Source organism: Pseudomonas sp. Xaverov 259 (genome assembly GCF_019352915.1).
GTDB lineage: Bacteria > Pseudomonadota > Gammaproteobacteria > Pseudomonadales > Pseudomonadaceae > Aquipseudomonas.
On record NZ_JAAAFV010000040.1, the window covers coordinates 180,260 to 205,097 of the forward strand.

Sequence of the window (24,838 nt, forward strand, 5' to 3'; positions counted from 1 at the left end):
TGGTAGGGCATGTGGCTATCGCAGTTTTAACTTTCGTTTGGCAACCCACAAGGCACTGATGCTCAGGGCGGCGGCCAGGATCAGATAGAAACTGGGCGCCAGTTGCGAACCCGTCAGCGCGATCAGCCCCGTGGCGATCACCGGTGCGAACCCGCCGAAGATCGTCACCGAGAGGTTGTAGCTCAGCGACATGCCCGTGACGCGGGTTTGCACAGGGAACACATCGGCCATGAGCGAGGCCAGCGGTGCGAAGTACACGGCCTTGATCAATGCCATCATCGACACAACCAGCAACAGCGAGGTGGCACTGGGGACTGTATTGAGCCACATGAACGCCGGAACGATCATCAACATATAGAGAATCGAGGCCCACAGCATGATCTTGATGCGGCTGACAAAGCCGGTAATGAAGCCGACAACCGGCGTGACCAGGGTCAGGATCAAGCCCCCCGTCAGGGTCGCCAAAAAGCCCGATGACTGGGGAATGTTCAAGGTGGTGGCGGCATAGGACGGCATGTACTTGATCATGAAGTTGGAGGCTGTCGACACGATCAACACGCCCATTGCCACCAGCAACAAGGTCTTCTGTGAATACAATACGTCCCTTAATGGCTGCGAGCCCGGCTCGCTTTCCTTGAAGTCGGGGGACTCATCCACCGTGCGGCGGATGTAAAGCCCCACCGGACCCAGGATCAAACCAAACAAAAACGGCACGCGCCAACCCCAGTCGAGCATCTGTTGATCGTTCAGGCAGGTGGTCAGGAAGTAGCCGAACAACGAGGCAATCACTACACCAAAACCCTGGCTGGCAAATTGCAGGCTGGCGACGAAGTTGCGGGTCTTTTGCGGCGCGTGTTCCATCATGAACGCGGTTGAACTGCCAAACTCGCCGCCGGCGGAGAAACCTTGCAGCAGGCGGGCAAACAAAATGCCGATGGGCGCGATGATGCCGATGCTTGCATAGCCTGGCATTATCGCGATCATGGCCGTGCCGATCAGCATCAGCAATATGGACAGGCTCAAGGCTTTCTTGCGCCCTTGGCGGTCGGCGTACGAACCCAGCACCGCCGCGCCCAGCGGGCGAATCAGGAACGAGATGCCGAAGGTCGCGAAGGCCAGGAACAAGGAGACGGCCGGGTCTGCGGCGGGGAAGAATACCTTGCTGATGGTCAACGCAAAGTAGGCGTAGACCGACAGGTCAAACCATTCAAGGGTGTTGCCGATCAAGGCGGCGCCGACCGGTTTCCAGATGGATTTGGCCGGGTCGGTTGCCGGTGTCACAAGGGTAGGTGATAACGCTGTCATGTTCGACGCTCCTGGTTTTGTAAGTGTGTGAGCGGCAGAGGCAAAGGGTCGAGCCCGTTGTTTTTATTAGGTGCGCGAGTGCGCGATATCGCCCAGTTCCCAGAACAGGGCCGTCATGATCTGCAGGCCTTCGAGTGCCACCGAGCCCAGCAGGTGTTCATCGGGCGCATGCTGCGAACAGCCGGGGTAGGAGTGCGGAACCCACACGGTGGGCAGCCCCAGCACATCGGCGAAAATGTCGTTTGGCAGCGTACCGGCAAGGTTGGGCAGCACCGCGACCTGCCTGGGCGTGGTGTCGCTGATGACTTTTTTCGCGAAACGCACCCAGGCATTTTCCGGGTCCAGGCGCGTGCTGGGCGTGCAACGGTCAATCACGATGTTCACGCTGTGAAAACCCTGCGCGTCCAGGTGCTCGCGCAATAGGCGCTCCAGGTTCTGCCAATCGGTGCCGACCACAAAACGCAGTTGGCAATACGCGATGGCTGACGGTGGAATGGCATTCACCGGTTTGGTAGGGTTGCCCGCGGTAAACGCCAGAATCTCCAGAGTGTTCCAGGCAAACAGGCGTTCGCCCAGGGTCAGGCCTGGCTCACCCCAATCCACATCCAGTGGGCGGCCGAGCGCGTGTTGATCGATGCCCAGGTCATGGATGGCTTCACGCACCGAGTCGGGGATCGAGGCCGGTACCAGCCCTCGGCAACGAATGCGCCCATGCTGATCCACCAGGCTGGCCAATGCATTAGCCAGCACTATGGCGGGGTTGCACATCACGCCGCCCCAGTTGCCAGAATGCAGGCCTTTGTCGCGGGCCTGCACTTGCAAGGAGAACAGCGCCGAACCGCGAGAACCGAGAAATAGCGTCGGGCGGCTGTCGTTCAGGCGTGGACCGTCCGAGGCGATAAACACATCGGCGTGCAGCAGCGCCTGGTGAGCTGTGCAGACCTCACGCAAGCCGGGCGAACCGCATTCTTCACCGGTTTCAAACAGCACCTTGACGTTAAACCCCAGGCGCCCCTGGCGAGCATTGATCACCGCTTCCAGCGCCGCCAGGTTGATGCTGTGCTGGCCCTTGTTGTCGGCGGTGCCGCGCCCATACCAGCGATCACCTTCTACCGTCAGCACCCAAGGGTCGAGGCCTTCACGCCATTGCTCGGCGTAACCCAGGACCACATCGCCATGCCCATAGGTGAGCACGGTCGGCAGGTCTGTGCTTTCGTGGCGCTCCGCGAACAGCAATGGGCCTGCGCCTGTCGGGTTGTGCAGCGGCTGGCACGCAAAGCCCATGCGCTCCAGAGCCGGTTGCATTTCATCGTGCAGGTAGCGCGCCAATTCGTGGCCCTGGCTGGGTGCCTGGCTTTCACTGCGAATCGCCACCCGGCGGCGCAGGTCGGCTTCAAAATGGCCGGCAGAGAAGTGCTGGCGAACACTGGCAAGTGCCTGTTGCTTGGACATGAGCGTTCCGATACGGCTGAAAGATTCAGGCCAATATAGAAGTCACCTACCAGACTGTATATTGCTGTTTTTTGAAGAGTGGCTTCTAATTAATAGATGCTTTTTTAAGGAAGACGCCCGTGGATTACCGTTACTTTCTGGCCGTATTCGATTCCGGCTCCCTGGCCGCCGCCGGTGAGCGTTTGCACATCGCGCCCAGCGCGGTCAGCCGCCAGATCGCGTTGCTGGAAGAGAGTGTCGGCGTGGCGTTGTTCGAGCGCCGGCCACGGGGCATGGAACCGACGGCGGCGGGAAACGCGCTGGCCCACCATGTCCGACGTGCGTCGTTGGAAGAGCAAGCGTTGCTGTCGGAGCTGCGCGGCGGCGATTACCCCGGCGCGCGGGTGATTCGCCTGGTGTCCACGGAGGGCCTTTCGCGTTATTTCCTGCCCCATGTGCTGATCCAGCACTACCAGCAAACCCCAGACTTCCAGTACGTGCTGGAGGTGATGTCGCCGCTTGAATGCGCAGAAAAAATCAAACGTGGCGATGCCGACGTAGGGCTGACGTTCAGCACCGCGCCCACTGATGGCGTCGAGATCCTCTATTCAGGCCGCTCGGCCATTCGCGCGCTGATGCGTGCCGACCATCCGCTGTCGTCGCTCAAGACATTGCCGATGCGTGCGCTGCTGCCGTTCCCCTTGGCGCTGACCCCCAAAGGCACGACCCTGCGGCAGCTGTTCGACCTAGTGTGCGAAATGGAAGGGCTGCACTTCAACCATGTGATGACCTGCAACTACTCCGGCGCGATCCATGAGTTTGTGCGCCATTCCGACACCATCGCGTTTGGTGGTGCCATCAGCCAGCAAGTGAATGAGCGCAGTGACCTGGTTTCGGTGCCGCTGTCGAACCCGCGATTTGCCGACCGCACCATCCAGGTGCTGACCATGCCTAAACGCGCGCTGCCCACTGCGCTGCAAGGCTTTATCGCGACCTTGATTGGCTGCCTGGAAAAGGTCAACTGAACACTAACGTGCCAGGCTCGCGCCCGATTGCCTGGCACGCTTGAAGGCGCCTGCGGCGGCGATATCGAGTAACCGCCGAAAGTTCGGGCATTGCGCGTGGTCGGGAGCAGGGCAGGCTGCGGCGTGACGCAAGCCGCGACTCATGGCCTGCAGTTGCTTGACCGTCGCATCGATCTCATCGGCCTTGGCCAACAGCACCGCTCTGTCCACAGTGGCCTGGCCATTGGGGCAGAGCATGGCCTGTATTTCATCGAGTGACAGGCCGCCCGCCTGCCCAAGGGCGATCAGCGCCAATTGCTCAATCACCGCCGCGCCAAACTGACGGCGAGCGCCGGGCGGGCTGATGGAACTGATCAGCCCTTTCTTCGCATAAAAACGTAAGGTATGCGCCGGCACGCCCGTGCGTTTGACCACCTCAGTGATATCCATTACCAGACCCTTGACTTGAAGTTGACTTCAACTTCTATGATGCCTGCGCAGGTCAAATGGGTCCATGAATAAGAGGTCGGTATGGCATCGCTGCACGTGGCTGCACAGGTAATTTTATTGGGGGCCGGGGCAACGGTCGTGATGGATATGTGGATGCTGTTGATGAAGGCGCTCAAGGTGCCCACACTGAATTTCGCCTTCGTGGGGCGCTGGGTCGGGCATGCGTGCCACGGGCAGTTTGCGCATCGCAGCATTGCACTGGCGGCGCCCGTGCAGGGCGAGGTTGCCCTGGGCTGGATCGCGCACTACGTCACCGGGATGGTGTTTGCGCTGCTGCTGGTAGGAATAGAAGGAGTCGCCTGGATGCAGGCGCCCACATTCATGCCGGCATTGGTGTTGGGTATCGCCACCGTGGCTGTTCCGCTGTTTTTGATTCAGCCTGCCATGGGCGCGGGGTTCGCCTCCTCCAAGACACCCACGCCGGGCAAGAACTGCCTGCGTAGTGTGATCAGTCACGCGGTGTTCGGCGTGGGGCTTTATCTGGCTGGCGTGGTGATGGCTTGGGCGTAGGGCAGCAACACACCCTCTTGATGCAATGCGCAATAAATGTGGGAGCGGGCTTGCTCGCGAATGCGGTGGGCCAGTCAAAACATCTGTGACATACACGGCCTCTTTGCGAGCAAGCCCGCTCCCACTTTTGACCGAGTGGTACTTGAGTTGCTTTCAATATTTCATTGAAAGTGTATGCGCCCCTGGCGGATGGCTAACGCGGTGGGTGCTTCATTAGGCTGGATAGCTCCTCACACACCTGCGACGGATATCCAGATGGTCCTCAAAACGATGAGTTTTACCCTGCTTGCACTCTTGATTGCAGGGTGTGCGAGCCATTCCCCTGACGGAGCGACCCCTATGCCAAAACCCTTGGTTTCCATCGCCGTGCTCAAAGCCAAGCCCGGCAAACAGCAGGCCCTCAAACACGGCTTGTTGGCCCTGGTTGCGCCAACGCGCACCGAGCCCGGTAACCTCGACTATGTGCTGTTTGAGCTGCGCGACGCGCCCGGCACCTTCTACATGCGTGAAGCGTTCAAGGACCAGGCGGCCCTCGATGCGCATTTTGCCACGCCGTACTTCAAGCAATTTGCAGCCACGGCCGATGACTTGCTCAGTGAGCCGCTGCAACTGATCTTCCTTGAGCAGGTGTCGAACTGAGCCATTCGTCATCTTGCACAGTTATCTACCTAACTGTGGTGCGACGCTGGACCTGTGGCGAGCAGGCTTGCCCTGCGTTGGGCTGCGCAGCAGCCCCATCCGGTTACGACTGACTCACCGAGTCGCCTGAATTGGGGCGGCTTCGCCACCCAACGCAGGGCAAGCCTGCTCGCCACAGTGAGAGTGTTCGTCCTTTCGCGCTGCAGGTCAGTGCGTGTCCTTGGCGGCAAACACTTGTTTGGCGTGGGCAAAACACTTCTCGGCGATGGCCGAGCGCGGTTCGGTCTTGCGCATCACCAACCCCAGTGGCGCGAGCACGCTGGCGTCCGGCAGGTTGATGAAGGCGAGGTTCTCGATCGGGTTTTCCATGCCGCTGTCCAGCGGCATGATCGCGCAGCAAAACCCTTCGTGGATCGCCTGAAACAGCTGATAGGTCGAATCACTTTCGAGAATGGGCTGCGGGTCGAGGCCACGGCTGCGGAAGCTCAGGTCAATGGATTTTCGATAGTGCATGCCATTGCTGATCATCCCCAGGGGCAATTGCGCGGCGTCTTCCCAACTCATTTCGGTGCCTTCGAACTGGAAGTGGCGCGTGTCGTACAACAGGCCGACGCGGGTTTCGCCCAGTTCGAAAACCTCCAGGTAATTGGGGTTTACGTGGTCCAGGTAACACACGCCCAAATCGAGTTGGTTGGTGCCCAGGCCTTCGATGATCTTGTCCGAGCTCATCGACGACAGGCTGAACTTGAGCTCTGGAAACGTCTGGGACAGGCTTTGGATGTAACTGATCGAGTTGAACCCGCTGAGCGGCACCAGCCCCAGGCGCAAGCTGCCCACCAACTGGCCGCGACACGCCGCCGCTTCGGCAAACAAACCGTCATGCGCCGCGAGCAGGGTTCTGGCCCAGGCCAGCACGCGTTCGCCGGCTTGGGTGAAACCTTCGAAACGCTGGCCACGGGTCACCAGCTCCAGGCCCAGCTCATCCTCCAGATTGCGCAGGCGCATCGACAGGGTCGGCTGGGTGATGTGGCAGCGCGCAGCCGCCTGGCCGAAGTGCCGGGTCTGCTCCAGCGCGATCAGGAATTTGAGTTGCTTGATGTCCATTTAAAGCCCCAGCCTGGGAATAAGTGAGCGGTCATGATAAGTGCCCGTGCCTGCACCCTCTCATTGTAAGGCCTGCGCGTCCAATCACCTGCATTGACGTGATCCTGATGTAACGCGAGCTGAATGGGGGCGCGGGCTTGCTCGCGAATGCGCTGGGTCAGTGACAGATGAATTGACTGACCCACCGCCTTCGCGAGCAAGCCCGCTCCCACACGTGACCGCGTGTGGGTTCAAACCCGGTACATGAAATAAATGTCATGGCGTATTTAGTTGGTGAACAACCGCCCTTGACGTAGCTTGCGCCGCACGTTCGCCTGGCCAGGATCCGCCCTCGAGATCAGCCGCTGTTCGACCACAATAACCACGAGGAACGAGAGCGTGCTAGACAGGATTACCGGGCCGCTGTTGCCCGTTGCCGTGGTGATTGCCCTGGGGTTTATCGCCGGCAAACGCGGCAAGTTGACCCACGCCGACAGCCTGCTGATCAGCCGTCTGGTGCTGGGCTGGATCATGCCGTCGCTGCTGTTTGTGGGCATGGCCAGTACCCCGCGTGCGCAGCTGCTGGACTTCAACTTTATCCTGGCCACGGTGATCGGCATCATCGGCATGTTCGGGCTGGCGCTGGGCATTGGCTGGTGGTGCCTGCGAGATCTTAAGGCGGCCACGCTCAAGGGCTTGGTCAACGGCTTTCCGGACGCCGCGTTCATGGGCATTCCGATCCTCGCGGCCATGTATGGCGCAGGCAGCCTGTATGCGGTGCTGGTGCTGAACCTGGTCGCAACCTTGATCATGATCCCGCTGGCGATCATGTTGCTGACCCTCGCGGACGGCAAAGGCAGTGGTGGCCAGGCGTTCGTCTCGAGCCTTTGGGCGGCGGTACGTCGCCCGTTGGTGTGGGCGCCGGCCTTGGGCATGCTGCTCTCGCTACTGGAGGTCAAGTTGCCGGCCGTTGCCGCCGACTCATTCAACCTGCTGGGCAAGGCGACGCCCGGCGTGTCGCTGTTCTGCCTGGGGCTGATCATGTCGGCAGACCGGCTGAAAATGTCCGGTGAGGTGTGGACCAACCTGGGGCTCAAACTGTTTATTCAGCCGGCGCTGATGTTTGCCGCCATGATCCTGTTGGGCCGCCACGGCGTGTACGCCCAGCAAATGATCCTGCTCAGTGCACTGCCTTCGGCGACGATCCCGGCGATGTTCGCCAACCAGGCCGGTGTGTATCAGCGTGAAGCCACGACCTCCATTTTGCTCAGCACGCTGCTCTCGATCGTGACCTTTTCAGCGGCGATTTACCTGATCGACGGCGGGCTTGCGGCGGGGTGACGGGGTTTTTTACGTCCCTTGAAACCTGTACACAATTTGAAATGTTTAAGTGGTTTAATGTTTATGTCGGCTTGCGATGGATCGCAGCCGCCGACAGACCTTTTGTCATTGATTCACCCAAGTTGCTATACCCAAGGAGCTACACCATGCAAGGAAGTATAAAGTCCAAACACTTAGCGTTTCTGTTGATCCCACTGGTTGCCGCCTGTACCACGCCGGATACAACCCGTGAGTCGGCCATCACACCGCAAGCCCAGCCCCAACAGGCCTGGCAGTTCGACAACTGCTCGGTCGGCTGCCCCAGCGGCGGCAGCCCACTGACGCTGAACCGTCAGGCGTACACCCTGAACAACAATGGCTCGACCAAGTTTGCCAACTGGGTGTCGTACAAAATCACCAAGACCACCCCCACCAGCGGCCGCGCGCGCGACTGGCAGACCGACCCGGACATCCCGGCCGGCGAAACCCTCGACCCGGTGGATTACAACGGCGCCAATGTCGCGCTCAAAGTCGACCGCGGCCATCAGGCCAACCTGGCTTCGATGGCAGGCGTAGCGGATTGGCAAAGCCTCAATTACCTGTCGAACATCACGCCGCAGAAGTCCGACCTCAACCAGGGGCCGTGGGCGCACCTGGAAGACCAGGAGCGCAACCTGAGCAAGCAGGCGGGAGTCGACGCGGTGTATGTCGCCACCGGGCCGCTGTACGAGCATTTTGTCGGCACGCTGCCGGGCACGAACAAGGTGCACACCATTCCCAGTGGCTACTGGAAAATCATCTTCGTCGGCAGCTCGCCTGAAGGCGGAATGTATGCCTCGTTCGTCATGAACCAGGAAACGCCCAAGGGCGCCAATTTCTGCGATTACCAGGTGCCCGTGAGTCAAATCGAAGAGCGCTCGGGCCTGACATTCTGGAGTGGTTTGCCGCAAGCGGTGCAGGCTGCGTTGAAGGCCAGGCAAGGGCAATTGCCGGGCCGCATGGGTTGCAGGCAAGCGTTGTAATCAGTTAAAGATCAGTACCACCCCTGTGGCGAGGGAGCGTGCTCCCGCTGGACTGCGCAGCAGTCCCATTTTTTTAGGGCCGCTGCGCTGCCCAGCGGGAGCACGCTCCCTCGCCACAGGTTACCGGTGCAGCTATTCGCCTTTGCTGTCCGGGTGCTTCTCGCGCCAGTGCAGAATCTGCTGTTGAATGTTCCAGTGGATGATCTGCTCGAACAGTTTCTCGGCAAACGCCACATCAAACCCCGCCGCAGCCGCCCATTCGCGCCGGTCCTGCAGCATCGCCACCACCCTCTCGGGTGCCGGGATTGCTTGTTCGTTGGCTTTAAACTGAATGGCTGCCTTCACATAGCCCAGCCGTTGTTCCAGTGCCTTGAGAATCTGCTGGTCATAAAAATCGATGCCGGCCCTGATGTCGTTCAGGCTTTCACAGGCGTCGGGTGCTTTAAGTGGCGACATGGTGCTTGTCCCTAAGAGTGATGGTGGTTGTGTGGTTTCAGGCAACATCAAGGCGCGGGCGTGCGGCTGCTTTATCATTGCAGCCTGAGGGTGAATCATACATGTCGAAATTTTGATACTACCCGTCGGGTTGGCGAGAGCGCAAAAACCTGAGTGACGATTATTGTTTTCGTACAAAAAACGGAAACACTTATCATGCTGCCGCGCACCGAGCCCTTCGCCAGACGACCCTTGGCCAGACGAGTAGACAGTCATGTCCACTTCTACACCGCGCATGATCTCCAGCGCGTGGCTGGCCTGCTGCCCTATGGCCTGCCTGAACCGCATCCGATCAAGGTCTACCTGGATAAACTGATTGATGCCGGTATCACCCCGTCAATCATTAACAACGTGCACCTGAGCATCCTGCCGGATTCGCAAAACGTATTTGCTTCGTTTGATCAACTGCACACGCTGCAGGCAGCAAACCCTCAACGTTATGGCGGTATCCAGCTGGTAGGAACGATCCTGGCTCAGCCTGCCTACGCCACCCAGGAGCGCCTCGGGCACCCGCAGGTCATCGGCGCTCGTATCGTTTTGCACGATGTCCGGCCTGAAGCCGTTGCAGAGGGCAGCTTTTGCGACGATCAATGGCTGGCGTTTTACGCACGGCTACTCCCGCACCAGCACCTGCATATCTATGCCAAAGAGGCGCAGACCAACCTGTGTGTATTGCGCCAGGTCCCTGACCCTGTGCCTGTGCTTATCGACCATCTCGGCAGTTGTCATCACGAACGGGGCGCTACAGAACCGGCCTACAGGGCGCTGCTCGCTGAAGCGGCAAGACGCGGCAACGTGGGGTTCAAAGGCCCGGGGTATCGCACCTCGATCAACCCTGAGGAGACCGCTCAGTTCGTGACCCGGATCATTCGCGCGGTGGGTGCCGGCAACCTGTTGCTTGAAGCCAGTGATGCGCCTCATGTGGGTGTCGGCAGCAACAGCGTGGCCTATGCCGAACTGTTTGATCTACCTGGCACGTCTGCTTTTGTCGAGGCCGTTGCACGGCATGTTTCCAAAGCCACCGCCATTCCTGCCAGCCAACTGCTTCGTGGCGCGAGCGGCCGATGGCTGCGTTGACCTGCGCCCACATTCATACCGAGAGAGATCCAGCGATGACAACCATCATGACTAAAGCGATCAGCTTTGCTGTGAAGTACGGCGACGCGACCCTGAGCCTCAAAGGAACACTGTTTGAACCCGAGCACCTTGATGCTGCAACGCGTCAATTGCCCCCGATAGTCTTCAACTCAGGTTTCACCGGCGGCGTCAGCATGTACGGTCAGCTGTTCGGCCACGCCCTGGCAGCCCGGGGCTATCGCGTCATGACCTACGACGTGGCGGGGTTTTTTACCAATAAGTATGTGCGTAATACCCTGCGGTCAGCAGATGGCGAAGTCACCCAGATCATGCTTGAAGACCAGAAGGACGAAGTCCTCGGCGCGGTTGCATGGGCGCGTGACACCTTTGGTCAAATGCCGATAGTGGCCTCCTGGGCGATGGGGGCGGTCGCGAGCCTCGGTGCGGTGGTTGAGCTTGCCACTGCGGGTGGAGAGCAGGTGCGGTTCTGGGTGCCGATGAGCTACAGCAGCCTGCGTACACTGCAGACGCTGCGTACCGACCCGGAGGCGACCGACGCCGCAATTCGGCAATTGGCGGATGATGCGCCGATTCCGCCGTTCGATACCGGTACCGAATCGACCCGCCTGGGTTATTACCCACTTGACCCGCAGACCCAGGCCTATGTTGATCAGCAACTGAGTGGCTACACCCAAGCCGGTGGCGTGGACCGTTGGCCCGGCTGCACTCACGTGACGGCAAAGTCCTATAAAGCCTATGTGGCGTATGACCCGGAGCGGTTCATTGTTGGCGCAAAAGGCTTCCCGCCGGCGCTGATTGTGCACGGTGCGCAAAATACCCTGCACATGCCGTCAGAGTCCGTGCGCCTGCATCGGCACTATCCCGGCGATGCGGGGCCAAGCGCGCTGATTATCCCGCACATGCAACACGGCCAACAGAATCAAGTCGACAACCCGCTGTTCAAATCGATGATCCAAAGCATCGACGAGGCTATCCGCACGCGGGCCTTGTAATGAAAGCTTGCAATGATTGCAGGCTCGCCGGGATTCAATCTGACTGAATACAACGCCAGGTCCTTGTAGGGTGTGTTCAACACCCAGCCATCGGGCTGGCGTTGGAATCACCTTGATAAGGATCCGGCAATGGTAAACCCCAGCACAGCAGCGTCGCCTGCAACGGGTTACATCACCAAGCGAATCGGCCTGCTTATTCTTCCTCAGTTTTCCATGATGGCGCTGGCGGGTGCCAGTGAGCCATTACGCGTGGCGAATCGGCTCAGCGGAAAAACGTTGTATGAGTGGACGCTTCTTACGGAAAGCGGTGGGCCTGTCTGTTCCAGCAGCGGTATTGAGATACACACCGTCGCGATTGATCAAGCGCCCGCGGTCGATCGGGTGTTTGTCTTGGCCAGCCTCGATATTGAACGTCAGAATCCACCGAAAATGCTGCGTTTTTTGCAGCGTGCAGCCGCCCGTGGCGTCACCGTGGGTGCGCTGAGCACGGGCACATTCATTCTGGCCCGCGCCGGGTTGCTCGACGGCAAACGGTGCACCTTGCACTGGGAAACCATCGGTCAATTTTGCGAGGAGTTTCCCACCCTCGAAGTCACCAAAGAGCTGTACGTCAACCATGACAATCGCTGGACCTGTGCCGGTGGGACGGCGGCGATCGACCTCATGCTGGCGCAGATCGCGCAGGATCACGGCAACCAACTGGCCGCGAATATTGCCGAACAATTCCTGCATTCCCGGATAAGAGCGCCGCAAGAGCATCAACGGATGTCGGTCCAGTGGCGGTTCGGCATCCATGACCGGCGGCTCACGGCCGCCATTGCCGCCATGGAAGACAACCTGGAGAACCTGATCGGCATCGAAGAAATTGCCGACAGATGCAACCTGTCGCATCGCCAGCTTGAGCGTTTGTGGCACCAGCACTTCGGGATCACACCGAAAAAATTCTACCTGGAACTGCGGCTCAACCAGGCGCGGCGACTCTTGCGTGAAAGCACCCAAGCAATTGCCTGCATTGCCCATAGCTGCGGGTTCGTTTCCGCGTCACACCTGGGCGCCGCATACAGGCGTGTGTGGGGGTGCACGCCGGGGGAAGAACGGCGGAAATTTGATGATGCACATTCCTGAGGTGACGGCGGTTTTTTGATAGAAACCGTCGAGCCCAAGGCTCAAATAGCCTTCATGGGCGCGCTAAGGTTCATGACAAGTCCGGTGCCTGCTTCCAGATGCACTGCCAATAAAAACAACCAGGGCGTAAGAAGGGTGGACCATGGAAACATTGAGTTTCATTCTGGAAAACAGCAGCCTGATCAGCCGGCTGCTGGGGCAGCACCTGTTTATCGTCGCGGTCGCGGTGGGGCTGGCGATCCTGACCGGTGTGCCTATCGGCATCCTGATCAGTGAGCATCCCAGGACGCGCCGTGGGGTACTGGCCGTTGCTGCAGTGCTGATGACCATCCCATCCGCCGCGCTGTTCGGCCTGATGATCCCGGCCCTGTCGTTGATTGGCTATGGCATCGGCGTGGTACCCGCCGTAATTGCGCTGTTTCTTTATTCGCAACTGCCGATTATCCGCAATACCACCACCGCGATCGCCAACATCGACCCGGCCTTGCGCGAGGCGGCGATCGGGATGGGCATGTCCACCTGGCAGCGGTTGTGCAAGGTCGAACTACCGATTGCGGTGCCGCTGATCATGGCAGGTGTAAGGATGGCGACTGTGATCAATATTGGTATCGCGGCGATTGCGGCCTACATCGGCGCCGGCGGCCTGGGCAGCCTGATCATTCGCGGTATCGCGCAATCGGACCCCCGGCAGCTGTTGACCGGCGCCCTGGTGATCAGCGCCATTGCCATTGCAGCCGATTATGCGCTGTACGCCCTGCAGAGCAGGTTGACGCCAAAAGGCCTGAGCAAGCATGCAGTGGCAGCCGGCCGAATGAAGGAGGCGACCACATGATCCAGATCGACAACCTGAACAAGCAGTTCGGCTCGATAACGGCCGTCGAAGATGTCTCGCTCACTGTAGAGGAGGGCAAGATTTGCGTACTGCTCGGCCCGTCGGGCTGCGGCAAGACCACGACGTTAAAAATGATCAACCGGCTGGTAGCCCCCACATCAGGAACGATAAAAATCGCTGGCCGCGATACTTCAGAAATGGACAGCGTCAGTCTCAAGCGATCGATTGGCTACGTGATTCAACAAGTCGGCCTGTTCCCGAACATGACCATAGAGGACAACATCTGCGTGGTTCCCAACCTGCTGGGGTGGGATAAAACCAAAAGCCGCAAGCGCGCCGCCGAGTTGCTGGAAGTCGTTGCGCTGGACCCGTCCCTGTTCCTCAAACGCTACCCTTGCGAGCTTTCAGGCGGGCAACAGCAGCGCGTCGGAGTCGCCCGGGCGCTGGCTGCCGACCCTCCCGTGATGTTGATGGACGAGCCGTTTGGTGCGATTGATCCGATCAATCGGGAAGTGATCCAGGACGAGTTTATGCGCATACAGCGCCAGGTTAACAAGACCGTACTGTTTGTCAGCCATGACATCGACGAAGCGGTGAAGATGGCCGACTGCATAGCCCTTTTCCATAACGGCAAAATCGAGCAGTTCGGCTGCTCCGATGATCTTCTGGCCAGGCCCAATAGTGAGTTCGTGGCGAACTTCATGGGCAGCGACCGCATCATGAAGCGCCTGCGGTTGCTGCGCTCGGTGGATGTCGCCAGCAAGATCCCGCCTGCTGAGCCATCGCTGCCGGGCGGTGGCAACGGCGAGCGTTCTTCGCGAGCGCAATTGGTGGTCAAACCCCAGGACGACCTGAATCAGGTGCTCTCACAGCTCTTGGGTCGAGGCCAGAACTGGGCGTTATGCAACGACATTGACGGGCGTTTTATCGGCTATATACACCAGACCGACATCCTGGCCAGGCTGGTGGAAAACACTACGCCGGTAGGGCATTGACTATGCCCGACCTGATGCTCGGAATGTGGGCGGGGCTGCAGTTTTACTGGGGCGATATCACTTACCTGACGGTTCAGCATCTGCATATCGTCGCCGTCAGCGGCGTCCTGGCGCTGATCGTGGCGCTGCCCTTGGGCGTATGGATGAGCCGACCTTCGAAACAACGCTATGCCATGGCGTGCATGCAGTTGTTGAATGTGGGGCAGGCGATACCCAAGCTCGCCTTGCTGGCGCTGGCCATGAGTGTGATCGGGGTTGGCGGTGGTGCAGCAATCTTTGGCTTATGGGTCGCGACCTTGTTGCCGGTGGTGGTCAATACCTACGAGGGTTTGCGTGCGGTGCCGGAGCATCTGCTTGAGGCGGCCGAGGCGATGGGCATGACACCTGCGCAGCGGTTATGGAAGGTTGAAATCCCGAATGCGCTGAACGTCATTTTCGCCGGCATACGCACGGCACTTGCCATCAATGTCGGTACCGCGCCGCTGGCGTTCCTCGTCGGCGGCGGCGGCTTGGGTGAGCTTATTTTTACCGGTATCGACCTCAATGATTTTTCCATGATGTTAGCCGGTGCGGCAGCGACGGCTTTTTTAGCCATCGCGGTTGACCTGGGGTGCGGGGTGATCCAGCACGTCGTGGTGTCTCGGGGCTTGAGGCTGGCGGCGCGTGAATGAATGTGAAGACCATTGACCTACAGGAGATGCATGATGATTCATCGAACACTCATCTGTCTGATCGGCGTGCTGGGCTTTGTTCTCGGCAGCATTGGCAGTGTTTCTGCCAACAGCACGATAGTTGTGGGCGGCAAAAAGTTTACCGAACAGCAACTGGTTGCGGAAATGACCACGCAACTCTTGCGCGCTAATGGGTACAGCGTTGATAAACGCCCGGATCTGGGCTCATCCATATTGCGTGCGGCGCTGGAGAACGGTCAGGTCGACGTGTACTGGGAGTACACCGGCACTTCCCTGGTGCTTTACAACAAGGTCACCGACACCCTGGACGCCGACGAGACCTACAACCGGGTTAGTGCCCTTGATGCGCAGAAGGGCATCACTTGGTTAAACCGGTCAAAAGCCAACACGACCTATGCATTTGCCATGCGCGCTGAAGCGGCGCAAAAGCACGGTATCGCCACGCTCAGCGACCTGGCGAAGAACATAGGCGAGGGCGGCACCTACCAGTTCGCGAGCAATGCCGAGTTTTACTCGCGCTCCGATGGCTTGCGACCGCTGCAAGACCTGTACAAGTTCGAATTCGGGCGTAAAAACATTATCCGTATGGACGGTGGGCTGACTTATCAGGCGCTGCGGGACGGTCAGGTGGATGTGGCATTGGTGATGTCGACTGACGGGCGGATCCCGGCATACGATTTTGTGGTACTCAAAGACGACAAGGGTTTTTTCCCCAGCTATGCGTTGACCCCGGTGATTCGTACTGAGGTCTTCAAGCAACACCCTCAGCTGGGCGAATTGCTCAACGCACTGTCATCCAGGTTGGACGACGAAACCATAGCCGGTCTCAACTCCCGGGTCGACGTAGGTCGAGAGTCTATCGAGAGCGTGGCCAGAATGTTTTTGCAGCAAAATAGTTTGCTTTAGTCAGCACAGGTAGCGGCTGCGCGCCTCCCTGAGCAAGTCGCGCACCTGGTCAACGCGCAATGACAGCGTCATTTGCCGCTCATCGACGATGATTTCCGCCACGATCAATGCGCAAATCATCGGCGCGGTTACCAGCCAGTGCTCGTAACATTGGGTGGTCAGCGATACGAACACGCCAACAATCCACAACGCCAGCACCCACTTGGGGGCACGACGTTGCAGGGGCACCCAGAAGCGCTGCAACCTTTTCAAACGGGCCGTGTACAGCCTTAAGGAAGCTTCGAGTCGGGATATGTCATTGCTCATGTTTACCCTCGCTCAACGGTACGGGCGCAGCCTGGGAGTGTGGTTCCCAGCCAAGGCAGGTTGATCCGTTCAACTTCTACCCAATGCTCGCCGACAGGTTTTGTGCGGCAGCTTTTAAACGCAATGCACACCTGCCTTGCGTCCAATAAAGCAAAGTGCCGGTAACGGGGCGAGCGCTTGAACAGCCAAAAAAACATACGCATCGCCGTGCCTCGCTCAATCAAACGTGCCAACTGAGTTCAAACAGCGTGCCGCCGTTTTCCATGCGGCGGCAGGTCACGGCGCCGCCATGGGCGAGGGCGATGGCGCGCACCACGGCCAGGCCCAGGCCACTGCCGCCCTGGGCGCGTGAGCGGGAGTTTTCACCGCGTTGGAAGGCATCAAACAGGCGCGCGGCAAAACCTTCGTCGATGCCGGGGCCGTCATCGCGCACGCGCAGGTAGTTGAAGCCATCGCGGGTGCTCAGGTGCACGATGACATTGCCCGGTGTCGCGTGCCGCCGAATGTTATCCAGCAGGGCCAGCAACGCCTGGCGGATGCGCGCCGGGTCGCAGCGCAGGGTGCGGCGTTGCAGGTCCAATTGCAGCACAAAACCTGCGGCCACCAGGCTCGGTTCGAACAAGCGCACATCGTCTTCAATGCCTGTCGCCAGGTCGGCTTCTTGCAGGTTGAGTTCCAGGTAGCCACTGTCGCCCAGGCCCACCACGCGCATATCCTCGATCAAGCGCGTCAAGCCTTCGACCTGGCCCAGCAGGCTGTAGAACTGCGCGGTGTCGGGTTCGAATACACCCTCGGCCAACCCTTGCAGGCGCCCGCGCAGAATAGTCAGGGGCGTGCGCAGTTCATGTGCAATGGCGGCATTCCAGAACGCTTGCTCCTGCGCCATGCGCTGCAAGCGTTTGGCCATGCTGTTGAAGTCATTGACCAGGATCGCCGCTTCGCCGATCGACTGGTCACCGGCAACCGCCTGTACGTCCAGGTCGCCGTCGGCCAGTTTGCGCAGGTTTTCGGCCACGGAATTGAGCGGCATCAGAATGCGCCGCGACAGTTTCAGCGCCACAATCGAGCCCACCGCCAGGCTCACGCACGTGGTCAGGCCCATCCACACCCATTCAGCCTTGGCCGGCAGCCAGGCATCCACTTCGGCGTCGGTGAGCGGCCAGTAGGTCCATAGCAATGCATAAAAAATATACGAGCCGATCACCGCCAGGGCGATCACGCACAGCACCACGGCGCACATCGACAGGATGATCTGGCGGCTCAGGCCTTTGAGCCCTTTCACACCACGCTCCCGAACCGGTAGCCGACGCCACGGATACTGGTGGGCACACCCTGTACGCCGAGGTCTTCGAGCTTGCGCCGCAGTTTGCTGATATGGCTGTCAACCGTGCGCTCCAGGCTGTCGCTTTCCGGTGAACACTGGGCCAGCAACTCGGCGCGGCTGAACACCCGTTTCGGCGCCTTGGCCAGTTGCGCCAGCAAGCGGAATTCGGTGACGGTCAAGGCCAGCGGCACTCGGCGGCCGGCCAGCGTCACCGTGGCTTCGTAGCTTTCCAGGTCGATTTCAAACGCGTCCACCCGCAGCACCGTGGGGCAGGCGTGGCCGCGATAAGCGATGGAGCGGCGCAGGACCGCCTGGGTACGCGCCACCACTTCGGCCGGGTTGAACGGCTTGACGATATAGTCGTCGGCGCCGATGCGCAGGCCCATCAGCTTGTCCATGTCCTGGTCCTGCGCGGTCAGCATGATCACCGGCGTATGCCCGCGCTGGCGCACTTGCGCAAGGACCTGCCAGCCATCCACGTGGGGCATCAGCACATCCAGCAACACCAGCTCCGGCTTGAGCGCCAGGTGCATGTCCAGCGCCTGTTGGCCGTCACGCGCGTGGGCGGTGCGAAAGCCGCTACGTTTGAGGTAAGCCACCAGAATGTCGGCGATTTGCGGCTCATCCTCGGCAATCAGCACAAGGGCCTGGGGTTCTCTGACGCAGTCCGGGCGGGGCATCGATGCAACGGGGAAATCAGTCATGGTTTGCTCGGTGAATACGCGGCGAGCCTGTGCATCCCTGCGCTCGTGCTTATCTGCCTTATCGTGGCTGCCGGTCCATGGCCACGTTTGCCAGTAGTGATCATAGCTTCTGGGTGAGGGTGCTGGCCTCCAGGGCAGGAATCATCGTGTTCTCCTGGTAAATCTACGCAACGCTGAACGCAAGTGTGCGCAACCAGCGTGCGCTTTCATGGGAGGTTTTGTGGAGAAACGATGGAGACGGGCATTAATTTGTGCCCCAGCGTGTAGAAAGGCGGCATGGATTGACGATTAATACCTAAAAGTCCAATATGGAATTATAAGTACAAAAAAGCCTGTGCCTTCCTTTCTTCACGCTTGCCAAACCAACAACAACTTGCGAGAGAACGACCATGAAGAACCCCGCGCTGATCGCCGCACTGGCCCTGGGCCTGTTTGCCTCAAGCCATGTGCTGGCCGCCGAGAAAACCTTGCGTATCGGCATTGAGGCGGCCTACCCACCGTTCGCCTCCAAGACCCAGGATGGCAAGATCGTCGGGTTCGACTACGACATCGGTAACGCCTTGTGCGCGCAGATGAAGGTCAAGTGCGTGTGGGTGGAAGGTGAGTTTGACGGCCTGATTCCTTCACTGAAAGTGAAGAAAATCGACATGGCACTGTCGTCCATGACCATCAACGAAGACCGCAAGAAGTCGGTGGACTTCACCCACAAGTATTACTTCACCTCTTCGCGCCTGGTGATGAAGGACGGCGCGGTGGTGGATGACCAGTACGCCAGCCTCAAGGGCAAGACCATTGGCGTGCAGCGCGCCACCACCACCGACCGCTATGCCACCGAGGTGTTCGAGCCCAAGGGCATCAACGTCAAGCGCTACAGCAATAACGAAGAGATCTACATGGATTTGGCCTCGGGGCGCCTGGATGCGATTTTTGCCGACACCATCCCGTTGAGTGACTTCCTGTCGATGCCACGCGGCAAGGGCTACGCGTTTGTCGGGCCGGAACTCAAGGACCCCAAATACGTGGGCGAGGGCGCCGGGATCGCGGTGCGCAAGGGCAATACCGAGTTGGTCAGTGAGCTGAATACGGCCATCGACGGGATTCGTGCGAATGGCGAGTATCAGAAGATTTCACAGCAGTACTTCAAGTCCGATATCTACGGCGATTGAGGGTGAAACAGCAGCAGTAGAGCCATACTCGGTCACATGTGGGAGCTGGCTTGCCTGCGATGGCATCAACTCGGTATACCTGATGTACCGAGGTGTCTGCATCGCAGGCAAGCCAGCTCCCACAGTTGATCAGCGGTGTTCCAAGACCAGTCGCTCAGCCCTTCAATTCCTTGAGGTGCTTGTACACCGTCGCCCGACCCATCCCCAGCACATTCGCCACATAGTTCGACGCACTCTTGCCCTTGAACGCGCCCTCGGCATGCAACGCCAGCACCAGTTCACGCTTATGGTCGCGGGTCAGCAGGTTCAGGCTCAACTGACGCTCACGCATCCAGGCATGCAAAAAGGTATTGATGCGCTCCTGCCAGTCATCACGAAAGAGTGAATCGGGCTGCGGGATCAGCTTGCTCGGTGACAGGAACAGGTCCAGCGCCGCCTTGGCGTTTTCGAACAGCGAGATATTCAGGTTGATGCACAACACCGCCAGCCGACGACCTTTGTGGTCATGCAACACCGTGCTCAGGCTGCGGATTTTCTGACCGTCCCAGTTGAGCTTTTCGTACGGGCCGATATTCACTTCGCGGATGTCATCGCTGAGCATGTCCTCCAGCGACGATTCGTCACCAATGGCGCGTTTCGACAGGTTGTTAGCGATGTAATCGACCTTTTGCGTGCGCAAGTCATGCAGCACCACTTCGGCGTGGGGAAAGAACAGCGTGGCAATCGCATCGGCGATCGCCCGGAAGTTCTGCACAACGTTTTCTTGTTCGGCAATGCTCATCAATGCGGCTCCAGGCGGACGGGCGAGAGCATACCAGCGTCCAGGCCAAACCGCGTCAGTGGCTCCGGCAACGGCGCTCCACGCACCAGCGCCGCGCTGGCCTGGCCCATGGCCGGTGAGGTCTGGATACCATAACCGCCTTGCGCCGCGACCCAGAACAGCCCCGGCACCTGCGCGTCGAAGCCCGCGAGCAAATCACCATCAGGCACAAAACTGCGCAGCCCGGCCCACGTGCGGGTCGGTCGGCGGATGGTCAAGGTGGTGGCTTCTTCGATCTGGTAAATGCCCATGGCAATGTCCAGCTCTTCGGGTTGTACATCCTGGGGTTCGACCGGGTCGGCGTTGGCCGGCGAGCCGAGGAACATGCCTGCATCGGGCTTCATGTAGAAGGCTTCGTCCAGCGCCACCAGCATCGGCCACGCATGCGTGTCGACGCCCTCGGGCCCGGCGAAGATAAACGCCGAACGCCGCTTGGGCTGCAGGCCGATGGGCGCCGCCCCGGCGAGCCCGCCGATATGATCGGCCCAGGCGCCGGCGGCGTTGATGATGATCGGCGCGGTGTAGGTCGCGTCCTGGGTGCGTACCTGCCACAGGCCGTCGGCGTCACGGCTCAGGCCCAGTACATGGCTGTCGGTACGCACTTCGCCGTGATGGCGGCGGATGCCGCGCAAATAGCCTTGGTGCAGGGCATCGGTGTCGATATCGCTGGCGGTCGGGTCGAAGATGGCGCCGTGGACTTTTTCGCGACGCAAAATCGGCAGCCGTGCGCAGGCCTCATCGACACTCAGCCGTTCCACCTGCGCCACCGTGGCCTTGGCGCTCTGGTATTGGCGCTCGAGTTCCGCCGGGTCGCCGCTGAAATCCACGGTGATCTCCCCGCGTGGCGTCAGCAACGGGTGCTCACAGAAACCTGCCGGCGGGTTATCAAAAAATGCACGGCTGGCCAGGGTCAAGGCGCGCACTTGCGGCGTGCCATACGCCGCGGTGTAGAGCGCCGCCGAGCGCCCGGTGGAGTGATAGGCCGGGTGGTTTTCGCGCTCCAGCACCAACACTTTGCCATGCTGCGACAACCAGAACCCCGTGGATGCACCGGCAATGCCGCCGCCGATGATGATGAAGTCTGCATGGCTCATAAACATCTCCTTAATTAATGGTTAGCGCTGGGTTTGGTACAGGGCGTTGGCCAGTGCGACGTCTTCCAGGCCCAGGCCGATCGAGCGAAAAAACACGTGGCGGTCGTAGTCCGGGCGCTGCGCCATATCGCTGAGCAACTCCGGCAAGTCGCCGATCACGGCACGCTTGTCCCAACCGTGTTGCTCGGCGGCGATCAGCATCTCACCGGCCGCGCCCGGCGTGGTCTGGCGATAGTCGCAGAATATATGCATGGCTTGCAGGCTGGCCGGCGGCACTTCATGGGCGCGTGGCGCATTGGTGCTTATGGAGGTGATCAGCGCTGGCTTGCGCAAACGCGCCGGGTCGAGCACCGGGCCGGCCGATGAGGTACACAGCAGGATCACATCGGCATCTTCCACGGCGCTGTCACAGCTGTCGGCCAGGGTCAGGCGTGGGTCCAGGCCTTTGAGGTGGGCGAGGGTGTCGACGCTGGCGTGGCCCAGGCTCGGTGAATACAGGCGGATGTGCTGCCAGTCGCGCAGGTTGCGCACATAGTGCAGGTGCGCTTGCGCCACCTTGCCACTGCCGATAATCGCCAGGCGCCGCGCGGCAGCAGGCGCCAGCACATCCACCGCCAATGCAGTGGTGGCAGCGGTGCGCGCGGTGGTCAGCTCGGCCGCATCGCACAGCAACAGCGGCTGGCCAGTGTGCATCGACATCAGCAGGGTCCAGGCCGTCACCAGTGGGCCTTGCTCGCGCACGATGTAGGGCGACGTCTTGACCCCATACACACCCTCGTCGGCCAGCACGCCCAGGTAGTTGATAAAGTCGCCGGCCCCGTGCGGGAACTCCACCAGCTGCTGCGCCGGCTGCACCGCCAGCCCGGCCGCCAGGTCGCGGAACAGCTTGTGCAGGATGTGGGGCACATCGACTTGGGCAAGCAATTCACGGGCCTGGGCCTGGTTCATGACAAGGGGCGTGCTGGACATGGCAATCTCCGCAGATAAACTAATTTGTCCATTATGGACATTTAGTTCTATAGAGCAATATCCAGGCACGGATTTAGGATGCACCGGCAAGCGCAGAGGTCCAACTGACAGGACCGCCCCCACAGTTTTTATTGTGTTCAGGCAGGCGGGATTCAGATCGTTCCCACGCTCTGCGTGGGAATGCCGCCTGGGACGCTCCGCGTCCCGCCCTCAGCATTCAAGTTCTGCGCAGGTGTGACGCGGAGCGTCACGGGCTGCATTCCCACGCGGGAGCGTGGGAACGATCTAACTGACAGAATCGATCAACTGTGGGAGCAGGCAGGCGGGGCTGTGGGTTTCAGGCACTCGATGGAGCGGTCCACGGTGGTCTTGGCCATCTCCAGCAAATGCCACACCGCCAGAATTTTCGCGCGCTGGGGACTGGCCAGCAAATCACCGCAATTGAGTGCAGTAGCTGAAGCACTGTCGAGCAAGCTGGCGGTGTAGAGCAGGGCGTCTTCGAAGCTCAGGTCTTCGATTTTAACGCCGTTGGAGGGCAGGTAATGGTCAATGGCGCGGTTGAAGGCGGCGCGGTCTTTGGCGGCGTTGCGGGGTGGGTCGGGGACGACTTTTTTCATGGTGTTGCTCCTGGATGATCAAGGAGCCGACACACTTCGCGACTAAACGTAGGGTGGCAGCTGTACGCAGGTTAGTCGACCGGTCAGGAGCATCCGGCGCGCCCGAAGGCGCCCTGCGCACAGCCACCATAAAGCATTGATGGGACGATGCGCCTACTCCTAAATCCGGGCGACTAAACCCGATCACTGATAAGCAGTGACGGGCCGCAGACTAGCCATCGATTCGAGCAGGCACAAGGCGGCAAGGATTGTCTAGGAAACGTCCTGCAATTTAAAGAGACGCGGCCTGCTGGCCCTTTAAAAACCATGAGCAAATGCCACTAGCCTCGCCATTTTTGTAGGTGTCTATTCCTGGCGATGTAGGCAACTTCCCAAATATCACTCAGCCTTCCCGACCTTGTGTCCAGGGCCTGTTCGCCTGCTTATATTCCGATGCCATCTTCATTGCATTCAGGGATACGAAGCATGGCGCAGGGCTATATCAACGACCGCCTCACGGACTACCTCAGTTTGAAAACCCAGTTGATGGGGCATGCCCCGGGCCGGCAGCGTGCCGATCATTTCGATGTGTTGAACCGGCACCTGCGTCATGGGCTGGTGAGGCCGGGGCAGTTGGTGATTATTCCCGATCCCTACAGCGTGACCTGCTCACTGGAAGAGGCCTGGCTTGTGCGCCATGCCGAGGCCATCAGTCGGGAGCTGGACGCGCGCGTTGCAACCCAAGTGGTCAACAACTATGACTTGCTGCAAAGCCTTCTGGGGTACGGCTCGTTGGGAGTGGGCAGCGCAACATCGGCGTGGGCGCGGCATCTGGACGAAGTGGCGCAGACGCTGGAAGAAATTGAGCGGCTGCACCAGCGCCTGAAAACCTCAGGTTTGGAGCGTGAGGCTTTTTTGCGCCAGCGCCAGGCGCTGTTTGGGCTGCTGGACACCCAGTTGCAAGGCGCGGCGCGATTTGGCACGGGGTTGCGTGGTAATCAGGCGCTGAAAAAGATATTGGGAATTTCAACCAAAAGCTATCTGCACAAGGGTGAGATTGCCGGGTATGCGCAGCGGATGCGGAGCATTGCGCAGACCTCGAAGTGGTTGGGGAAGGGCACCTATGTGGGCTTGGCACTGGACGTGGGCGTGGCCGGGTTGGAGATCAAGGAGGCGTGTGTGGAGGGGCGCGAGGCGCAGTGTCGGCGGGCGAAGTATGTGGAGACGGGGAAGTTGGGGGGCGGCGTGGTGGGGGCTTATGTGGGAGGGACGGTAGGCGCGAAAATAGCCCGACTCGGCTGTAAGGTGTTTTTGGGGGTAGTGGCTAAAGGAAACGGGGACCTGGCCTGCGCAGTGATTGGCGGCGCTGCGGTAGGGTATACAGGAGGCACCTTATTCGGCGCTGGCGGCGCCTTTCTAGGCGGGCAAATCGAAGAGATCGACGGTGATTTGATCTTCCAACCAGAAGGCGCTTAAGCATGGATTTTCAACTCGCCCTGGCAATTTTTTTATGCGTAGGGGGGCTAATTTTCGCAGGGCTGACTTTATACGCTGAGTACACAAAGCTCGAAGCGCTGGAAAGCTACTTCAGTGAAAACAAGGTGGTCTGCGACAACAAACGGTTTTGGGGTAGAAACAAGCATATCGACAGGTTTCATCGCATGCTCCTGATCACAGAGCTGTTAGGCATGCCTAAATTTCACATCAAAAGAGGCGAGGTGACCGAGGCTGAACTGGCTTCCGTTCCCCTTTCCCTCAAGCGTTGGGCGTTGTGGCCGTATCATTTTGGGATGGTATTGGTCGCTGGCGCTGTTCTCTGGGCCTACTTGTATGGCTGGTAGCCTGCGGCCATCAGATCGTTCCCACGCTCCCGCGTGGGAACGCATCCCGTGACGCTCCG

27 protein-coding genes are annotated in these 24,838 nt (G+C 59.7%); 15 read left to right on the forward strand and 12 right to left on the reverse strand.

From position 1 onward, the window contains the following. Positions 1–15: 15 nt before the first annotated feature. Together K0H48_RS17855 and K0H48_RS17860 are read right to left on the reverse strand one after the other, a co-directional pair. On the reverse strand, positions 16–1,305 hold the full coding sequence (locus K0H48_RS17855; RefSeq protein WP_219268496.1) for an MFS transporter: 1,290 nt from the start codon (positions 1,303–1,305) through the stop codon (positions 16–18). Between the two features lie 66 nt (positions 1,306–1,371). Beyond that, entirely contained in the window at positions 1,372–2,757 is a 1,386-nt protein-coding gene (locus K0H48_RS17860; protein WP_219268497.1) for a M20 family metallopeptidase, read from the reverse strand. Between the two features lie 119 nt (positions 2,758–2,876). Here K0H48_RS17860 and K0H48_RS17865 point away from each other — a divergent pair, with 119 nt between their 5' ends. Next, positions 2,877–3,761: a LysR family transcriptional regulator gene (locus K0H48_RS17865; RefSeq protein ID WP_219268498.1), complete on the forward strand. Its 885-nt coding sequence runs from the start codon at positions 2,877–2,879 to the stop codon at positions 3,759–3,761. Between the two features lie 3 nt (positions 3,762–3,764). Here the strand turns inward: K0H48_RS17865 and K0H48_RS17870 are convergent, their stop codons facing one another. Further along, complete coding sequence (locus tag K0H48_RS17870) at positions 3,765–4,190, reverse strand: helix-turn-helix domain-containing protein (RefSeq protein WP_219268499.1); 426 nt, start codon at positions 4,188–4,190, stop codon at positions 3,765–3,767. Positions 4,191–4,271: 81 nt separating this feature from the next. Here K0H48_RS17870 and K0H48_RS17875 point away from each other — a divergent pair, with 81 nt between their 5' ends. Continuing rightward, positions 4,272–4,760 carry a DUF2938 domain-containing protein gene (locus K0H48_RS17875; protein ID WP_219268500.1) on the forward strand — a complete coding sequence of 163 codons (489 nt, stop codon included), beginning with the start codon at positions 4,272–4,274 and terminating at the stop codon, positions 4,758–4,760. Positions 4,761–5,099: 339 nt separating this feature from the next. After that, entirely contained in the window at positions 5,100–5,399 is a 300-nt protein-coding gene (locus K0H48_RS17880; RefSeq protein WP_058421281.1) for a putative quinol monooxygenase, read from the forward strand. A 207-nt stretch (positions 5,400–5,606) separates the two neighbouring features. On the opposite strand, the gene K0H48_RS17885 is transcribed toward K0H48_RS17880, so the two are convergent. Continuing rightward, the gene (locus tag K0H48_RS17885) at positions 5,607–6,503 is read right to left on the reverse strand and encodes a LysR family transcriptional regulator (protein WP_219268501.1); all 897 of its coding nucleotides are present in this window, start codon (positions 6,501–6,503) and stop codon (positions 5,607–5,609) included. Positions 6,504–6,881: 378 nt separating this feature from the next. On the opposite strand from K0H48_RS17885, the gene K0H48_RS17890 reads away from it, so the two are divergent. Then, positions 6,882–7,823: an AEC family transporter gene (locus K0H48_RS17890; RefSeq protein ID WP_219268502.1), complete on the forward strand. Its 942-nt coding sequence runs from the start codon at positions 6,882–6,884 to the stop codon at positions 7,821–7,823. Between the two features lie 146 nt (positions 7,824–7,969). Beyond that, positions 7,970–8,824, forward strand: coding sequence for a DNA/RNA non-specific endonuclease (locus tag K0H48_RS17895; RefSeq protein ID WP_219268503.1), 855 nt, complete (start codon positions 7,970–7,972; stop codon positions 8,822–8,824). A gap of 132 nt (positions 8,825–8,956) precedes the next feature. On the opposite strand, the gene K0H48_RS17900 is transcribed toward K0H48_RS17895, so the two are convergent. Continuing rightward, a complete protein-coding gene (locus K0H48_RS17900) occupies positions 8,957–9,280 on the reverse strand; it encodes an isochorismate lyase (RefSeq protein ID WP_219268504.1) in 324 nt (107 codons plus the stop codon). 195 nt (positions 9,281–9,475) lie between these two features. Here K0H48_RS17900 and K0H48_RS17905 point away from each other — a divergent pair, with 195 nt between their 5' ends. From K0H48_RS17905 to K0H48_RS17935, 7 genes are all read left to right on the forward strand, one after another. Further along, positions 9,476–10,396 (forward strand): amidohydrolase family protein, encoded by a 921-nt coding sequence (locus K0H48_RS17905; protein ID WP_219268505.1) that lies wholly within the window; start codon positions 9,476–9,478, stop codon positions 10,394–10,396. A 47-nt stretch (positions 10,397–10,443) separates the two neighbouring features. Continuing rightward, entirely contained in the window at positions 10,444–11,409 is a 966-nt protein-coding gene (locus K0H48_RS17910; protein ID WP_257627016.1) for a S9 family peptidase, read from the forward strand. A 72-nt stretch (positions 11,410–11,481) separates the two neighbouring features. Continuing rightward, positions 11,482–12,534, forward strand: a complete 1,053-nt coding sequence (locus tag K0H48_RS17915) for a GlxA family transcriptional regulator (RefSeq protein ID WP_368862161.1) — start codon at positions 11,482–11,484, stop codon at positions 12,532–12,534. Between the two features lie 142 nt (positions 12,535–12,676). After that, positions 12,677–13,366 (forward strand): ABC transporter permease, encoded by a 690-nt coding sequence (locus K0H48_RS17920; RefSeq protein WP_219268507.1) that lies wholly within the window; start codon positions 12,677–12,679, stop codon positions 13,364–13,366. Then, the gene (locus K0H48_RS17925) at positions 13,363–14,361 is read left to right on the forward strand and encodes an ABC transporter ATP-binding protein (protein WP_219268508.1); all 999 of its coding nucleotides are present in this window, start codon (positions 13,363–13,365) and stop codon (positions 14,359–14,361) included. The genes K0H48_RS17920 and K0H48_RS17925 overlap by 4 nt, the downstream gene beginning before the upstream one ends. A gap of 2 nt (positions 14,362–14,363) precedes the next feature. After that, complete coding sequence (locus tag K0H48_RS17930) at positions 14,364–15,032, forward strand: ABC transporter permease (protein ID WP_219268509.1); 669 nt, start codon at positions 14,364–14,366, stop codon at positions 15,030–15,032. Between the two features lie 30 nt (positions 15,033–15,062). Further along, entirely contained in the window at positions 15,063–15,959 is an 897-nt protein-coding gene (locus K0H48_RS17935; protein WP_257627017.1) for a glycine betaine ABC transporter substrate-binding protein, read from the forward strand. Here the strand turns inward: K0H48_RS17935 and K0H48_RS17940 are convergent, their stop codons facing one another. The 3 genes from K0H48_RS17940 to K0H48_RS17950 all read right to left on the reverse strand — a co-directional run bounded on the left by K0H48_RS17940 (position 15,960) and on the right by K0H48_RS17950 (position 18,293). Then, on the reverse strand, positions 15,960–16,265 hold the full coding sequence (locus K0H48_RS17940; RefSeq protein WP_219268510.1) for a hypothetical protein: 306 nt from the start codon (positions 16,263–16,265) through the stop codon (positions 15,960–15,962). A 220-nt stretch (positions 16,266–16,485) separates the two neighbouring features. Then, positions 16,486–17,547 carry an ATP-binding protein gene (locus tag K0H48_RS17945; RefSeq protein WP_219268511.1) on the reverse strand — a complete coding sequence of 354 codons (1,062 nt, stop codon included), beginning with the start codon at positions 17,545–17,547 and terminating at the stop codon, positions 16,486–16,488. After that, on the reverse strand, positions 17,544–18,293 hold the full coding sequence (locus K0H48_RS17950; protein WP_219268512.1) for a response regulator: 750 nt from the start codon (positions 18,291–18,293) through the stop codon (positions 17,544–17,546). Before K0H48_RS17950 ends, K0H48_RS17945 begins: the two co-directional genes overlap by 4 nt. A gap of 389 nt (positions 18,294–18,682) precedes the next feature. Between K0H48_RS17950 and K0H48_RS17955 the strand changes: the two genes are divergently transcribed. Further along, positions 18,683–19,459, forward strand: coding sequence for an ABC transporter substrate-binding protein (locus tag K0H48_RS17955; RefSeq protein WP_219268513.1), 777 nt, complete (start codon positions 18,683–18,685; stop codon positions 19,457–19,459). 154 nt (positions 19,460–19,613) lie between these two features. Here the strand turns inward: K0H48_RS17955 and K0H48_RS17960 are convergent, their stop codons facing one another. The 4 genes from K0H48_RS17960 to K0H48_RS17975 all read right to left on the reverse strand — a co-directional run bounded on the left by K0H48_RS17960 (position 19,614) and on the right by K0H48_RS17975 (position 22,959). After that, the gene (locus K0H48_RS17960; protein ID WP_138815588.1) at positions 19,614–20,240 is read right to left on the reverse strand and encodes a transcriptional regulator; all 627 of its coding nucleotides are present in this window, start codon (positions 20,238–20,240) and stop codon (positions 19,614–19,616) included. Continuing rightward, entirely contained in the window at positions 20,240–21,373 is a 1,134-nt protein-coding gene (locus K0H48_RS17965; RefSeq protein ID WP_219268514.1) for an FAD-binding oxidoreductase, read from the reverse strand. The genes K0H48_RS17960 and K0H48_RS17965 overlap by 1 nt, the downstream gene beginning before the upstream one ends. A 21-nt stretch (positions 21,374–21,394) precedes the next feature. Next, a complete protein-coding gene (locus tag K0H48_RS17970) occupies positions 21,395–22,342 on the reverse strand; it encodes an ornithine cyclodeaminase family protein (protein WP_219268515.1) in 948 nt (315 codons plus the stop codon). A gap of 302 nt (positions 22,343–22,644) precedes the next feature. Beyond that, on the reverse strand, positions 22,645–22,959 hold the full coding sequence (locus tag K0H48_RS17975; protein WP_219268516.1) for a hypothetical protein: 315 nt from the start codon (positions 22,957–22,959) through the stop codon (positions 22,645–22,647). A gap of 465 nt (positions 22,960–23,424) precedes the next feature. Between K0H48_RS17975 and K0H48_RS17980 the strand changes: the two genes are divergently transcribed. Next, positions 23,425–24,414, forward strand: coding sequence for a hypothetical protein (locus K0H48_RS17980; protein ID WP_219268517.1), 990 nt, complete (start codon positions 23,425–23,427; stop codon positions 24,412–24,414). Positions 24,415–24,416: 2 nt separating this feature from the next. Beyond that, positions 24,417–24,779: a hypothetical protein gene (locus K0H48_RS17985; protein ID WP_099488679.1), complete on the forward strand. Its 363-nt coding sequence runs from the start codon at positions 24,417–24,419 to the stop codon at positions 24,777–24,779. The last annotated feature ends 59 nt before the right edge of the window (positions 24,780–24,838 follow it).